The 14,498-nt window shown below is 44.9% G+C and carries 9 protein-coding genes and 1 pseudogene; 1 reads left to right on the forward strand and 9 read right to left on the reverse strand.

Annotated features, from left to right (window positions below; all coding sequences use genetic code 11):
* Positions 1-193: pseudogene (locus L5M11_RS17180) on the forward strand (IS5/IS1182 family transposase); the annotation flags it as partial.
* Between the two features lie 30 nt (positions 194-223).
* Here L5M11_RS17180 and L5M11_RS17185 read toward each other — a convergent pair.
* The 9 genes from L5M11_RS17185 to L5M11_RS17225 all read right to left on the reverse strand — a co-directional run bounded on the left by L5M11_RS17185 (position 224) and on the right by L5M11_RS17225 (position 14,494).
* Complete coding sequence (locus tag L5M11_RS17185; RefSeq protein WP_263192827.1) at positions 224-2,833, reverse strand: KAP family NTPase; 2,610 nt, start codon at positions 2,831-2,833, stop codon at positions 224-226.
* A gap of 434 nt (positions 2,834-3,267) precedes the next feature.
* Complete coding sequence (gene panP / locus L5M11_RS17190) at positions 3,268-4,917, reverse strand: pyridoxal-dependent aspartate 1-decarboxylase PanP (protein WP_263192829.1); 1,650 nt, start codon at positions 4,915-4,917, stop codon at positions 3,268-3,270.
* 281 nt (positions 4,918-5,198) lie between these two features.
* Entirely contained in the window at positions 5,199-6,413 is a 1,215-nt protein-coding gene (locus tag L5M11_RS17195; RefSeq protein ID WP_263192831.1) for a glycerate kinase, read from the reverse strand.
* A 232-nt stretch (positions 6,414-6,645) separates the two neighbouring features.
* Positions 6,646-8,004, reverse strand: coding sequence for a GntP family permease (locus L5M11_RS17200; protein ID WP_263144375.1), 1,359 nt, complete (start codon positions 8,002-8,004; stop codon positions 6,646-6,648).
* A 326-nt stretch (positions 8,005-8,330) separates the two neighbouring features.
* The gene (locus tag L5M11_RS17205; RefSeq protein ID WP_173496493.1) at positions 8,331-9,338 is read right to left on the reverse strand and encodes a catalase family peroxidase; all 1,008 of its coding nucleotides are present in this window, start codon (positions 9,336-9,338) and stop codon (positions 8,331-8,333) included.
* A 209-nt stretch (positions 9,339-9,547) separates the two neighbouring features.
* Positions 9,548-10,786 carry a sugar diacid recognition domain-containing protein gene (locus L5M11_RS17210; protein WP_263192832.1) on the reverse strand — a complete coding sequence of 413 codons (1,239 nt, stop codon included), beginning with the start codon at positions 10,784-10,786 and terminating at the stop codon, positions 9,548-9,550.
* A gap of 8 nt (positions 10,787-10,794) precedes the next feature.
* Positions 10,795-11,475 (reverse strand): uracil-DNA glycosylase family protein, encoded by a 681-nt coding sequence (locus L5M11_RS17215; protein WP_263192848.1) that lies wholly within the window; start codon positions 11,473-11,475, stop codon positions 10,795-10,797.
* 110 nt (positions 11,476-11,585) lie between these two features.
* On the reverse strand, positions 11,586-12,191 hold the full coding sequence (locus L5M11_RS17220; RefSeq protein WP_263192833.1) for a hypothetical protein: 606 nt from the start codon (positions 12,189-12,191) through the stop codon (positions 11,586-11,588).
* Between the two features lie 215 nt (positions 12,192-12,406).
* Positions 12,407-14,494 (reverse strand): MtrB/PioB family decaheme-associated outer membrane protein, encoded by a 2,088-nt coding sequence (locus L5M11_RS17225; RefSeq protein ID WP_173245655.1) that lies wholly within the window; start codon positions 14,492-14,494, stop codon positions 12,407-12,409.
* Between the last annotated feature and the right edge of the window lie 4 nt (positions 14,495-14,498).

Genomic DNA, 14,498 nt, shown 5'->3' on the forward strand with positions numbered 1-14,498 from the left:
ACAATGGAAACAAGAGAATGACTATCACCAACGCTCCCTGTCAGAAACAGCTATGTATCGTTACAAGCAACTGATTAGCCCGAAATTGAGCCTGCGGGACTACAACGGCCAAGTCGGCGAGGCACTGGCTGGTGTGAAAGTGATGAACAAAGTCATAGGACTGGGTATGCCTATTCGCCAGAGGGTCAATTAATACCAGGAACCCTTTTAGGAAAAGGCATACCTAAGATTGATTTAGGCAACAACGCCGGTTGTTCGCATAATCTGATTTGCTGAATGCGTACTTAAATAGTAAATGCTCCATCTGCTTTGGCGATCTTAGTTTTATTAAGTATTCACTGATTTTTGTTGTATTTTCCAAATAATTAATTTCATCAGTCTCATATGTTTTACCTAGTCTATTCTCGTAAACTTGTATGGCGTTTGCTATTTTTGCAATATTGTCAATGGTAAGTGATGCTTTGATTAGTGCGTTGATATATGACTTAACATTAAAGGTATTAAGCTTATTTTCTTTATGTAGTTGCGCAAATATTCTTCGAGTAGAAGGTTCATTTAAATTTTCAGATAATGGGAAACGATAGAATAGTGGTAAAAACCTAGTGTATTTTTTGTGCTGTTTATTAGTTGGCTGGAACCAAGCTTCGATAAAATCTTCAGCATTCAACGCTAAATTAGTTCTCAAAAACTGAAAGGCTTCATGTGTGATAGTTTGATCTATGTAACCTTCGTCTTTTTCAGCTTTAGGTATCTCCTCAAGATTAAATCTTTTCAAATAGTCTACATTAGTATCTGTACTACCAAATGTTTGGCACGCACTGATTCTGGGATCTAGCATTAAAAATTTTTCAGTTTTATTATCTATGCTTTTTGATATAGCAGATGCATTCTCATTAAAAATATCAATGTTGACTAAACCTAGCATGATAATAATGAAATCAGCATAGGTTTTATCTACATTACCATTTATACCAGTCACTATCTCTTGTATGTTTTCAATGGAAATCTTAGTGTGGCCGGTTTTGTACAAATAGTCATATTCTTGCTGGAATTTGCTAAAATACTTGGGCCGAACCTCTCTTAATGTTGATAACATTATTAGTGAAATAATGTTAATTTCACCCATGAGTTTATCCGACGTCCAGGCTTCGTCGACTCTGCGTAAAATTTTCTTCAGTAATCGAGGTGAATCAACTATGTTGGATAATGCATTAATTTCCTGATGAAATACGTTATTTTTGTGACGTGTTATTTTCTCATGTGGAGAGTATGAACTTATCGCATCATCATCTAAAGTCTTTACGAAAATACGGTCTACATCATTTTGCGTTTCAATTGTAAGAGTATGAAGCTCATTTTTATTGGTTCCAGAAGTATGGTCGGAGAGTATGATTATATTGTTATGTTTAATTGCGTATTCTAAAGTCCTTCTAATATAATTTAAAATACCGAGTCTTGTGTCTTTCTTTAATATGTGCTCTGTTCTATTTGTTATTTTCGAAACTATTTCTGCTTGCTCGTGGTTCTCATTTCCTAATGCAATAATAAAGTTTATTTTATTCAGGCTTTTGCTTTTTAATCGGTCAAGCAATGCTGCTAATTCATTCAGGCGTCTTGCTATGTCATCTGATGTACCGCGATCAATATCTTGTATTGTGATAAGCAGATTAATTTTTTTGGTCGCAAGTACACTGTTCAATTCGGCTAAGCATGTTTCAACGTCAGTAGTTTTATTAAGCAGTGCTGCCATTATTTGCCAATGGCTACCACCACCTTTCATCGCTTCAACATAATGCTTTGGTAAGCTTCGAAATGCACACATATCAAGTTTTTCAGCAATGGTATCGATAACATGTATCAGTACTACCTGAGCAACATGATCGGCTTGTATTCCCCAAGTAGAGATATCACAGTGTAACCAATTTATTTTATTTGTTTTTTCATATGTATTCTGTTTTAGTTTGTTGACAATTGAGGCAATAATGCTGCTTTTACCACAACCAAATGGACCGCAGAGTGCAATTTGTTGAGCTAAATCTTCAGTTTCTTTTTCTTTGTTGATTAAACGATCATAGATACGATTAGCATAAACCTGATAGTCTGGTTCTAACTGTTCGATTGTATTTATTGGTGTATCGTCTTTAAACCAACTCTGGAACTCTTCTTTACTTCTAAAGTTTTCAACTTCTTTTTTACTTGTCTCATTGGTGCTGCTGACAAAATTGCTATCAGCTTTAATTAATCTTTTTTCTAAAAAAATAAATAAAATTAACATTGCAGAGTAGCAATATACGACTAAATCAGATGCTAAGTAATTATTTGGCTTTAAGGCTATAAATAATATTGAGATAAACATCAATGTTATTAATGAATACCTAAGTTTATTGCTTGTTGTTAGGTGGGAGATGCAAATTCCAGATATTATTAGGCAGATTTGTGATAATGCCTTGCTTTCAAACATCAAAAATATTAGTTCTTTAGAGTCGTCTTTACTGAAGATTGTAAAGCAGCTAATAATTAGAATGGTTAACCAAATACTGATAGTGATTGGCGGATAGCTAAAGTTAGGCCTAAAGATGCGTTTCGGGTGAGTTACACGAAAGCGATCTAGTAAGACTTTAATGGCTATGCCCGCAATAAATGCACTTGCATGATAAACCCATATGTTTGCAGTGATTATCTTACTGTATACCGTGAATGCTGCTTGAAGCCATGCCCATTCACTTAAGAAGAACAGTAAAAGGCTTGCCGTTACCGAACACAAGATGAGTGATATCCAGCGTTTTATCCTAACGGTGGGTAAATTTGATAAGGTTGAGGCAGATTGAGTCACTTTATATCCTTATAATTTAACGCCGTTAGTGTACCGACCTGATTTATATAAAGAAAGTTATTTTTCGGTTAAGAGCTAGATTCCTTGCACTTGGTTTTATTAAGCTTCAAATGTGTGCAACCTCTCTGCTTTGTTCACACGCTATTTGTCTTCTAAATGCCGCATATTACACCGAGATTTGCTAAGCCGAATTCCATTGCGGACGTGACCTTCGATGATATGGATATCATCGCAGAGCCGCCATGGATGGCTTCACGGCGTGTCACGGAAGCAATGGAATTCGGCGTATCCGCAACGAGATCAGAAGTGCTTGGTTTTAACCTAACCTTCTTTCATCCCAGCTCTACAAACAAAAACAGCCGCATAAATTTGCGGCTGTTTGTGATTAACACTCTGTATTTGAATGAGATTTAAAGCTTGCGGTAAATCACTCGCTATTCATTGACCATAACTAATAGCGCAGGTAAAAACTCGTTATCTAGTGCGGCTATTTCACTTTGCTCAACAAGCACTTGGTTGAGGATGTCATGGCTGGTGAGGGGGTTGGCGAGTACTACGCGAAATACTACGGTCGCTTGTCTAAAATAGCGGGCTGGCTGAATGCGGGTGCGGGAGACGAAGGACTTACCCTGTTCGCGTTGGTGCTTCTGAATAAACTGAGTAAGACCATCGAGCAGTTCGTTAAAGCGGGCGAGTTTTACTGTGTCAGCTTGCTCACAGGCAAGCTGCATGGCGGCTTGTACGCGAGCGGGGACATAACGGTAAGTCAGCAGACAAAGTTCTGGCTCAGTGATTAGCTCAAAATCCTCATGGGCTTTGATTTGTTCGGCAAAATAGCGAGCTTTTTCAAGGCTGTTATTGATTAAGATTTCATAACCATCGCGGCCGATGATCTGCAAGCAAGCGTGCACTAACATCGCCATGCCGGGGCGTGAGCCTTCCAGCGTTTGGCTGCCGAGATCCTTTGAACCACGGCGCAGAATATATTCGGCGTGGTGGGCAATGGCGTGGGCAAACTCTGGGTCTTTAAATAACACCATGCCTGCGCCCATAGGCACGTACATTTGTTTGTGGGCATCGATAGTGACTGAGTCCGCAAGTTCGATACCTGCGAGTAAGTGGCGGTATTTATTGGATAATAAACTTGCGCCGCCCCACGCTGCATCCACATGGAAATGGCAGTTTAACTCTTTTGCCAGCGCCGCTAATTCTGTCAGTGGGTCAACATTACCGGTTTCTGTGGTGCCAGCCACGCCAACAATCGCCAACACTTTGATGTTCTTGCTAGCAAGTTCAAGGGCGGCTTGGCGCATTTTTGCGACATCGACCTTGTTATCGCTGCCCGTGGGAATGCTGATGATATTATCACGGCCGATGCCAAGCAGATCGACGGCTTTGCCCAGCGAGTAGTGGCCTCGCTCCGAGACCAAAATCGCTAAATCGTCATAGCCGTAGTGGCGCAGTGCCTTGAGTAAGCCTTCGCGGCTGACGCCTTTAAACTCGCCATCGGCTTTCAATAATTGGTTGCGGGCAATCCACAGCGCCGTGATGTTGGCCACTGTGCCGCCGGAGCAAAACGCCCCGAGGGAATGATTGGCGCTGTGCATCCAGCTTTGATAAAAATCCGTATCTTGGGCGTAAATCAAATGGTGCATCATGCCGAGCACTTGGCGTTCAAGCGGCGTAAATGCCTTAGAGGTTTCTATTTTGACCAGATTTTGATTGAGTCCCACCATCATTTTCGACAGTGGCAACACAAAGTAGGGCAGTGCCGAAGTCATGTGGCCGATAAAACTTGGTGCCGCTGTGTGTACCGAATGCGCCACCAGATTTTGCATAATTTCGTCGGTGTAATCGGAGACAAAACGCGGCTGAGTTGGGATCTCAAAGGCTTGAAAATCGGTTTCGATTTCAGACAAGGGTTTTTCGAGCGCGGCGATACTGTCACCCAAAAAGCCTGCTAAGTCCTCGGAGAGCTTTTGCTCAATAATACTCAGCGTTGAGCTTGCATCTTCCGGTGCAGTAAAAATGCGGAGCAAACTTGCTTCGGATGCGGTGGCTTGGCGAGGGAGTTTCTGGGTCATGGGGCTTGCCGTCTATTAATTTTTATAGTGAAACCGCAAATTGGCTCGAAGAGTATAACGGACCAGTGATTCTCGACCAGTGATGCGCTATCAGTGACTCTCAAATGTTCAATCAGCGGAATACCAAAAAGGGAGCTCACTTTACTGCAAGGCCTTTTAGGCATCAAGCACTAAAATTTTGTGTTACCAAAGCGTTGCGGCCTAAATAAGCAAAGGCGCCGTGATGGCGCCTTTCTTCAAATCATTAAACAGAGGGAATTACTTAAGCATTAGTTCCAGTACTAGCGCTGGCCCAACATGAGTACCGCGCCGATATTTCGAGCGGTATTGCAAAGGTTTAGCTTGGCATTGGCTAGCACATCATCAAGCGGACTTAAGTGCGGGATGATAGGGAAGATAGCCGTCATACCGTGATCCAATATGGCATTGGCGTTTTCACCGAGGCAGCCCGCGATACCGATAGTGGGAATGCCCTGCAATTTGGCTTGCTTTAACACGCCCATTGGGGTTTTACCAAACACTGTTTGACCATCGATACGGCCTTCACCTGTGATCACTAAATCGGCGCCACGGATTTTGTCCGCAAGGCCAACGGTTTGCATCACAATCTCAACCCCAGGTTTAAGCTCGGCATTTAAAAAAGCCATCACGCCAAGACCCATACCGCCAGCAGCGCCAGCCCCTGCATGATCGCGGTGATCGCTAATGCCATTGCGGGCAATCACATCGGCATAATGGGCAAGAGCTGTATCTAGCTGCTTAACCATCTCGGGCGTCGCACCTTTTTGTGGACCAAAAATCGCCGAGGCACCGCGTTCACCGCACAGTGGGTTATCAACATCGCAGGCAACTTCGAAGCTGCACTCACGTAAAAGTGGATGAGCGTTTGATACATCGATTTGAGCAAGGTTCGCCAGCGCTGCGCCGCCAGAAGGCAAGGTTTTACCTTGGCCATCGAGCAATAAAATATCCAGCGCTTGGGCCATACCCGCGCCGCCATCGTTGGTGGCACTGCCGCCTAGCCCCAAAATGATGTGCTTTATCCCCCGATTAAGCGCATCACAAATCAGCTCGCCGGTGCCATAACTTGTGGTAAGCAGCGGATTACGTTGCTCCCTCGGCACATGGTGCAAACCTGAGGCTGAGGCCATTTCAATCACGGCAATCGCGCCTTGATGTGGCGATTTGTTCGTTGGATCTGCACGTGAAACTGACGCAGAACTTGTATTCATCGCAGCGCCGAGAATGCCTTCACCAAGAATGCCATAGTGTGCTTGCACTCTATGTCCAAGTGGCCCCATGACCTCTAAGCTGACAATACTGCCGCCCGTGGCGTCCACCATAGATTGCACTGTGCCTTCGCCACCATCGGCAACGGGTATTTTGATTATGTCGCAGTCAGGTATCACTTGTTTTAAGCCTTGCTCGATGGCGTTGGCCACTTCGAGCGCGCTTAAGCTTTCTTTAAATGAGTCGGGGGCGATAACTATTTTCATTAAAAATCCTACAGCTAAATGGGATAAAACAGGGCTCAATGTTGAACACTAAACCCAAGGCCACTTACGTTGGGCGCAACAACATCCCTGTGTTAAAACTGAGGTGATATAAAGGAATTTATATCCATCACTGGCACATTAATCTGTTGCAATTATTAGGGCGTATAACAGAACTATATCTTGGGCACGGTATGTGCCCAAGGGACAATATTGAATCAAGAACTCATTAATATTAGAGCAACACTAGACTTAGCACATACACAGTTACCATGGACGTTACACCTTGGATTAGGGTCGCCATAGTTTGGGCTTTATAGGCTTGTTTGACGCTCATGCGGCTAAATTGGGTGACAACCCAAAAGAAGCTGTCATTGGCGTGGGAAACTGTCATCGCACCTGCGCCAATTGCCATTACTGTTAATACTCGTCCCATATCGCTACCAAGACCAATATCGCCAAGCATAGGCGCAACCAGTGCTGAGGTTGCGACTAACGCGACTGTCGATGAACCCTGCGCTGACTTAAGCGCGGCAGCGACGATAAATGGCATAAAGATACCGATACCCAGTGCCGACAGTGATGTGCCCAAAAAGTCACCGATAGGCGTGGCTTTTAATACCGCACCAAAGGCACCACCTGCACCTGTGATTAAAATAATCGGCGCGGCAGTGACGAGCCCTTGGCTGATGCGTTCGCTAAATTCGCTGATCTTATTCTCACCCTTTAACAGCAGCAGGGATAAAAACAGGCCAATCATCAGGGCATTAACGGGCTGACCGAGGAACACGAGCACATCAAACACACCTTCTTTACCCAAAGGCGCTGAAGGGAAGTTAGCGATAGAACCTAAACAAATTAATACGATAGGCACAAAAATCGGTGCGAAAGCTTTTAATGGGCTTGGTAACGTGCCATAGCTTTTTTTCAGCGTTTCATAGTCACTGGCCTGCGCTTTAAGTTCTTCTGCGCCTTCCCCATCGGGTTCAACATCGGCAAAGCGGTTTGCCCATAACATACCCGCGAGTGCCGCAACGGCAGCCACAAAGAGACCCACACCGATCACTAAGCCTAAGTTGGACTCTAAGCCTAAGTTGCCTGCGGCGGCGATAGGGCCTGGCGTTGGCGGTACAAAGGTGTGAGTGGCGTACAGACCTGTGGCTAAGGCAACGCTCATGGAGACACTAGAGACCTTCATGCGGTTCGCCATCGATTGTTTCAGTGAGTTTAAGATCACAAAACCCGAGTCACAAAAGACCGGAATAGACACGAGATAACCGATAATTGACATAGTGAGTGTCGGGAAGCGTTTACCTAATATCTTGATCACCACATCGGCCATGGTGATGGCGGCGCCGCTTTTTTCCAGAATAATCCCTATGATAGTGCCTAAGACGATCACTAAGCCGATATAGCCTAAAATATTGCCAAACCCTGTGGTAATGGTTTTAGCGATTTCTCCGCTTGGCAGGCCATAGGCGAAGGCCGCGATAAAGGCGGCCAGAATTAAGGTTAAAAAGGGGTGGAGTTTAAATTTTGAGGTCGCGATAACAATAAATGCAATCACGCCGATGAGAATAAGCACTAAGTTCATAGTTTGTCCCGTTCAGTTCTTGGCTGAAGTTTTTGAGTAAGTTTTTTGACTTATAGTGTAGGGCGCAGTGCTTATTTGGGCCTGAGTCCAAATGAGGGCTGCTTTAAGGTCATCCTATTATTGTGCAGGTATGTTTGAATAGCTTTGGCTAAATCCACGGAATTACCGCGTTATGTTTCGCCATTTTTGTGCTCATGCACAAAAATGCTTAGGTGAATTCGAATGCAGGAGGAGGCGTTTTGTCGGTAAGGGAGGCGCTTGTCGATAAGGATTGGCAAATAGGGCTATTTGCCAATCCTAAACAGGAGGGACTTAACTCGACATCTTTATTGACGACGAATAAAGGATTCTACATAGGCTGCGGTGCGGGCATTGAGTATGGGATCGGCAGATGCAGTAATGCCCTTAGGTAATAACAGTGGGTTAAATATGCCTTTATCGCACTGTTGAACTTGGGGATCGCTATCTCGCTCACCGTTAATCATCACTTGGCCTACCAGTAAACGCTGGCGAGTTTCAGGCCAGATCACAGTTGGGTCATTAATCTCATCCCCCATTTCGGCGAGTTGAATATAAAGGTTCCATTGTGCTGGCTGGGTTTTAATGCGCTCGAGTAATTCCGCCTTTAAAAAATCATCACTGAGATTGGCAAGTTCACTGGCTGACAGCGCGGCAGTACCTGCGACAGGTTCAAAAATCCATTTACCCGCGACCGTTTCACCTTGAAGAACACTGTTTTTTGGCGTGCTGAACAGGAAACTATTTACACCAAAGTAGCGGCTGTTGGCAAAACTTGGGCTGGGAGGCAACTGTTTAACGTAGTCGAAAAAAGCTTTGGCGCTGGGTTGATTATCAATAAGCCACTGTTTACCTTCAGGACCTTGTTTCACTTTGGTCTGAAAGTTAAAAAACTCTTCGAGATTTTTGGCAAAGAAAACGGGAACGTTAGTGGTGACAAAGTTAAGATTTTCTTTATCGCCGTCAATTTTGAGTGACATAAAGCGCCCAGCGGTTTTATCTGAGATCTGCGGATTTGTACCGCCGAGGGAAAAGCGGGCTGTGACCTTGATACTATCTTGATTAAAAAATGGAATTGCCAACGTTTGTTGTAATTGTGGATTCGGTTTAAAACTGCCTGAGGTACAAAATCCCTTAGTGTGATTACGCAGTTTGACATTTTTACCCGCCTCGCGACTTGCCGCATCGGGTGTGCCGTTGACGGCATCGACCAGTTCGGGAATGGTTTTCTCGGCCGCGATTAACGAAGGTGAAGTCAGCGCAATGCCGCTAATGAGACAAGCTTTGGCGAGTAAAGTCAGTTTGATTGAGGTCATTATCATTCCTTTCAATGGACTAAGTCGAGAGCGCTAGCATATCGACGCGATACTATATGAAAGGATAGGAAAGGGGATACGGTATAAATCTTTCAATTAATTTTTTAGTACAGGCCAAGTTTTACTCAATTGATCTGGCCATCAGGCTTGCGCCGTCATCTGCGGGCTTTTTTCTGGCTAATCTGTTGAGTTGCTAAGTCATTTGAGCATTAAGTTAAGCGAGTCGAAGTATCAATTAATTGCCCAAGATACAGGCTCAATAATCCATGCAGGGATTGAATGTCGGCTTGGGTGATTTGCTGAATTTTATCAAGGCGATATCTCAGTGTATTGCGATGAATAAACAGGGCATTCGCGCATTGCTGTGCATCGCCAAAGTGGGTGATGTAAGCCGCTAAGGTTTTGCGTAATTGGCCGTTTTTATCCGCCTTGGCGAGTTGCTGGTAGGGCGTTGCCAGCGCCTGACCGCGCCAGTCATGTTTTAGCCCTGCAAGTAACACTTGTAGGGAATAATCTTCAAACAGGTATTTATTCCCTTCTGCATTGAGCTGCTTACCGAGTGCCAAAGTTTCTTGAGCCGTGTGATAGGAGCGCGCTATCCCGCCTTTTTCGGGGAAGAAATGGCCTAGGGCAATCTTAAAGTTTAAATCCATTTGGGCGGGTAAGCGCTGCAACAGCTTATCGATACGCTGATTTTCAAGCTCAGGATCCCATTGTTTTCCATCTAAAAAAGCAGGCTTTAGGATCACCAACTGCGACATTGAGGTCATGGCAATCAAGTTACCACGGTCAGGATATTGCAATAGATGCAGCACTTGCTTGAGGGTTTCACTGACTCTGGGGCTACGTTCATCGGCGGGCTGAGTGGATGCCTCAGCTAAGTACAAGGCCGATGGGGGGGGGTCGGTCTTTAAGTGGTGTTTCTGGATGTTTTTCTCGCTGATCTCAATAATGGCCGCGACTCTTGGCAGGCTGATATCAATGTCGAGTTGTTTTGCCCAGCGGTGCAACTGTGCATCATCGGTTTCAGCTTTGATCAGTTGCAGAATAAACTCTTCACGCTGGCGATTCTCCCATTGCAATTTATCCTGCAGGTTGGCTTGTTCAACAATCATTTCGGCGGTCATTTTGAGTAACTCACCATAATGGGTGAGCTCACGTGGATCACCGGTAATGCCGACGACGCCGATAATTTGTCCTTGATAATGTAAGGGTAAATTGATGCCTGGCTTAACGCCATGCAGCCCTGAGGCGACTTCTTGACTGATCTCCACATTGCGATTTTGGGCTATCGCTAGCAGCGCACCTTCATGGGTTGAGCCAATACGCTTAGGGTCGCCTGAGCCTAAAATCACCCCTTGGCCGTTCATCACATTGATATTGTGGCCAATGATTTTCATTGTGCGGCTCACAATTTGCTTAGCGATGACAGAATCAAGTAGATACATACAGGCGCCTAGTGGGGTTGAAGGTTTAATAGGGATGCAATACGCATTCTTAATCTGGGTAGCATATCGCGTTCAAACTCAGGATGCTGCTTAAGCCAAAGATTATTACGCGGGCTTGGGTGCGGCAAGACAAGATACTTAGGCCAATATTGCTGCCATTGCGCGCATGCTTGGGTCACTGTTATTGGTTTCAGTTTGGGGATGACCGTTACGTTAGTGCCGGTTGTTTGATGCTTAGTGATCGGCGAAGTGGGGTTTACGGCCTCGGACGATTCGCGCGGTAGATGATAGTCGATGGCATATTGGCCGAGGATCACAATTAGCTCTATTTGCGGCATTAGGGCGAGCAAGGCCTGATGCCAAGTGGCTGCACATTCGGAGCGCGGTGGTTTATCACCCTGCTTTTTACCGTTTTTTTCGATACTGCCCGGAAAACAAAATCCCATAGGGATAATGGCAAAAAGATTGGGGTCGTAGAATTGCTCCCGCGTGACATTCAACCAAGTGCGCAGCCGTTCACCGCTGGCATCGTCAAAAGGTATGCCTTTATGGTGGGTTTTCACGCCCGGAGCTTGGCCTGCAATCAAAATCCGCGCTTGGGTACTGGCCTGCAATATTGGTTTGGGCGCTAAGGGTAAATGGGCCTGACATAAAGTACAGGCGCTGATTTTTGCCAGCAGTTTAGCCATTGATGCCGAGCATGATGGCGGTACAGTTACGCAAAGTGGCGATGGCGCTTTAGTGAGATTCGTCTTAGTCAATTTAATCGCTAATTTTATCGTTGCTCATTCATTTTCAATCAGGATTGGAGCATCATCACTGTTTGATATACCCAGTAGCCAAAAAGAGAATAGCCAAGGATTAAACCGATATAACTTAATATCTTAGGAATTTGATTTGGGCTTGAAGCTAAACAGATGTGGGCCAGTACAATCGTAAAGAAGGCTAAGGGGGCAATCACATAGCTCAGAGCTAAGATGAATAATGCCCCTAGGCTGATGATCCAATCAGCATTGCGATTGGTGGGTTTATCGATTTGGCAAAGCTGTAGTGGCAATAAAATCAGTCCAATACCGACACAGATAATGCCTAAGTTAAGGGCGAAATCACTCCAACCTCTATGATCATAAATGGCTAACGCAATGGCAATTAATGGCACTATTAGTGCGCTTAATACATGGCGTCTAGCAAAAGTGGCGCTGCGATACTGACCCGCAAAAAAGAATAAGCCCTGTAGAAACAGATTGATTAAGGTAAAACCACCTAGGCCTAAAATGATAAATAGGCTCGCTGCGCCACCCGATGGGTCGAACGCCATGGCGGGTAAGGGTAATAGGCTTAGCCCCACTAGTGCGGGAATTGATAACAACCACTGAGATTGGGAGAGTGAAGAATAAATACGCATGGGCTCAGAGGATTAACTAAAAGATTGAATTAAGATCCGCTAAAGTGAGCCAAAACTCAAGGATTAAGCTTTTTATGGGCGGACTTTTGCGCCAGAGTCTGATCTTATTCAAGATTTTTACTGTTATCTGCCATGATGTAATCGCTTTAAAAGATCTTGCTGCGCTTAAACAAAAGCCCGCAACATGCGGGCTTTCGTGTTATGAACAGTATCGATTAGAGTTTGTAACTCATGCTCAGCATGATCATTTGCGCTGTGTAGTCATGGCTATTGCTGCCAAAGCCTACGACGTTCCAGATCCCATCGACGGCGATATCATTGGCGGCATCATTGTCTTTATAATTCTCAATTTTATAATCCAAGCGCAGCGCCATTTTCTCGGTGGCTTGATATTGAGCATATAAGTTAATGTTGTGCACTTTGGCAAAATAATCGCCATAGTCGCCTGTGATACCTTGTCTGACTTGAGTGTTACTGTCGGAGTTTGAATAAGTATAATCCAATCCCATGCGTAACTTGTTCTCAAGCAAGTTGTTGTAGCTCAGGCCTGCTCCGACCACATCTACATTATCTTCAATGAATCCGGTCCACGTTGGGGTGCTGTAATTACTGCTTCCCGCTTGTTCAGACTCAATGATTTGGTAGTTGTAGAAGGCTGTCGCCAGTAAATCATCGGTGATCATGTAGCTGATGTTGGCATCATAACTGGTGTCTTTTGACTCAGTTAAGCCAATAACTGTGTCAGAGTAGTCATCTAATGCGTAACGGGCACCGAAATCTATGGTCAAGCTGTCGATTGGCGAGTGGGTGACTCGAGCTTCAATCTGGGTTCTGTCACGGTTAGCCAGATTGTACTTACGTAACAGGCTGTTGGTTTCAGAAGATGTCCATTCAGAAGCTTGATATTGCGAGCCATCACGCTGACCGTAACTGCCCTTAACCCACATATCCCAAGTTTCAAAGCTGTTAACGCGCAAACGTGCCCAAACGGTATTTTCATCCGTGGTTTCACGGTCTTGATAATTACGGTCATCACGTTTGAAGTCATAGCCGCCATCAAGCTTCAGTCCATGGGTAATACGATAATCCGCCGCCACTTTGAAGCGTTGGCTAGTGTTATCGTAAGGGGTGTTATAGGCCACCTTACCATTAACATTGTTGATGCTGACTTGGGTCCACTCTTCAATTTGAGTATTGTTATCACGGTCGCTATAGTCGTAGCTACCACTTAAGCGCAGTGAGTTAGTCACTTTACTGACGACTTTTAAGTTCAACCCTGTGAGGTCAACTTTGGCATCAACTGCCTCTGTTGGCACTTGATAGCCATAGCCTGAAGTGACTAATGCTTGGTCTTGACTCATTTGTCCCGCAAGCACACGACCTGTTAACACATTGGTATTGTCGTTGTATTGGCCCATGAGCGAGACTGTGTGTGACTGGTTGTCAGGGTCAAGGGCGAGAGTGCCAGAGGTTTGAGCACCAAAGGTCGGATTGAAGGCACTGTCGAAGTTTAACTGGTTGTACTCGTTCTTAAAAATTGAGCCATTGTAGTTAAGTGCAGTGAACCAACGATCGCCTTTGAGTTTAATGCCAGCTTCAATGGAGTCAGTGGTGTAATCAACTGGCTCAGCTAACATCATGGATTGGTTAAAGAATCCACCTGATGTTTTTTTCAAGCCGGTTTTTTCTTCACGCATGTAGCTCACATGCGTACTCCACAGCGATTCACCTTGATAGTCAAAACCTAACCCTGTGCGCTCACGTTTGAGCGACAGTTCTAAGGCATTTAGGTTGTCCATCAGTAACGGCATCTGGCTGCTTGAACCCGCAGTTACCCAGTTGTCTGGCAAGGTTAAATTATCGCTGCCGACACCAGAGTAGGGCGTTAAGGCGCTATTACTGTTGTAAGTGGCGATTTGGCGATAGTTTACATTGACATTATACTGGCCTTGTTTGCCCGCATTGACATCTAAACGGCCACCATCCATGCCCAGTTGATAAGCTTCAACGCTGGCTTGATAGCCTTTCTCACCACGGAAGGTGACATCTGCATCAAATTTACCCGCAACTTCGTTTGAAGTCCCAAAGGCATTCGCCGAGCGAATATCCTCTTCGCTGTTGTAACCCACGCCCACACCCACAGTGCCAGACGTACCCGTTTCAACAACGCAGCCTTTACAGCTCCAAGCGGACATTTTGACTTTTTCTGTATTGGCATTGGCTAAGCCATACCCGTCGGCCGCTATTGCAAAACCTGTGTTTGCTAGTAACGCCAGAGTGATCAAATTGAGTTTAAATTTCATTTTC

Source organism: Shewanella sp. SM87, assembly GCF_025653705.1.
Classification (GTDB): Bacteria; Pseudomonadota; Gammaproteobacteria; order Enterobacterales; family Shewanellaceae; genus Shewanella; species Shewanella oncorhynchi.

Bases quoted from the DNA above. Each gene is read 5' to 3' on its own strand.
- L5M11_RS17210 (WP_263192832.1), bottom strand. From the start codon at position 10,786: ATGTATCTACTTGATTCTGTCATCGCTAAGCAAATTGTGAGCCGCACA.
- L5M11_RS17220 (WP_263192833.1), bottom strand. From the start codon at position 12,191: ATGCGTATTTATTCTTCACTCTCCCAATCTCAGTGGTTGTTATCAATT.
- panP (WP_263192829.1), bottom strand. From the start codon at position 4,917: ATGACCCAGAAACTCCCTCGCCAAGCCACCGCATCCGAAGCAAGTTTG.
- L5M11_RS17195 (WP_263192831.1), bottom strand. From the start codon at position 6,413: ATGAAAATAGTTATCGCCCCCGACTCATTTAAAGAAAGCTTAAGCGCG.
- L5M11_RS17200 (WP_263144375.1), bottom strand. From the start codon at position 8,004: ATGAACTTAGTGCTTATTCTCATCGGCGTGATTGCATTTATTGTTATC.
- L5M11_RS17215 (WP_263192848.1), bottom strand. From the start codon at position 11,475: ATGGCTAAACTGCTGGCAAAAATCAGCGCCTGTACTTTATGTCAGGCC.
- L5M11_RS17205 (WP_173496493.1), bottom strand. From the start codon at position 9,338: ATGACCTCAATCAAACTGACTTTACTCGCCAAAGCTTGTCTCATTAGC.
- L5M11_RS17225 (WP_173245655.1), bottom strand. From the start codon at position 14,494: ATGAAATTTAAACTCAATTTGATCACTCTGGCGTTACTAGCAAACACA.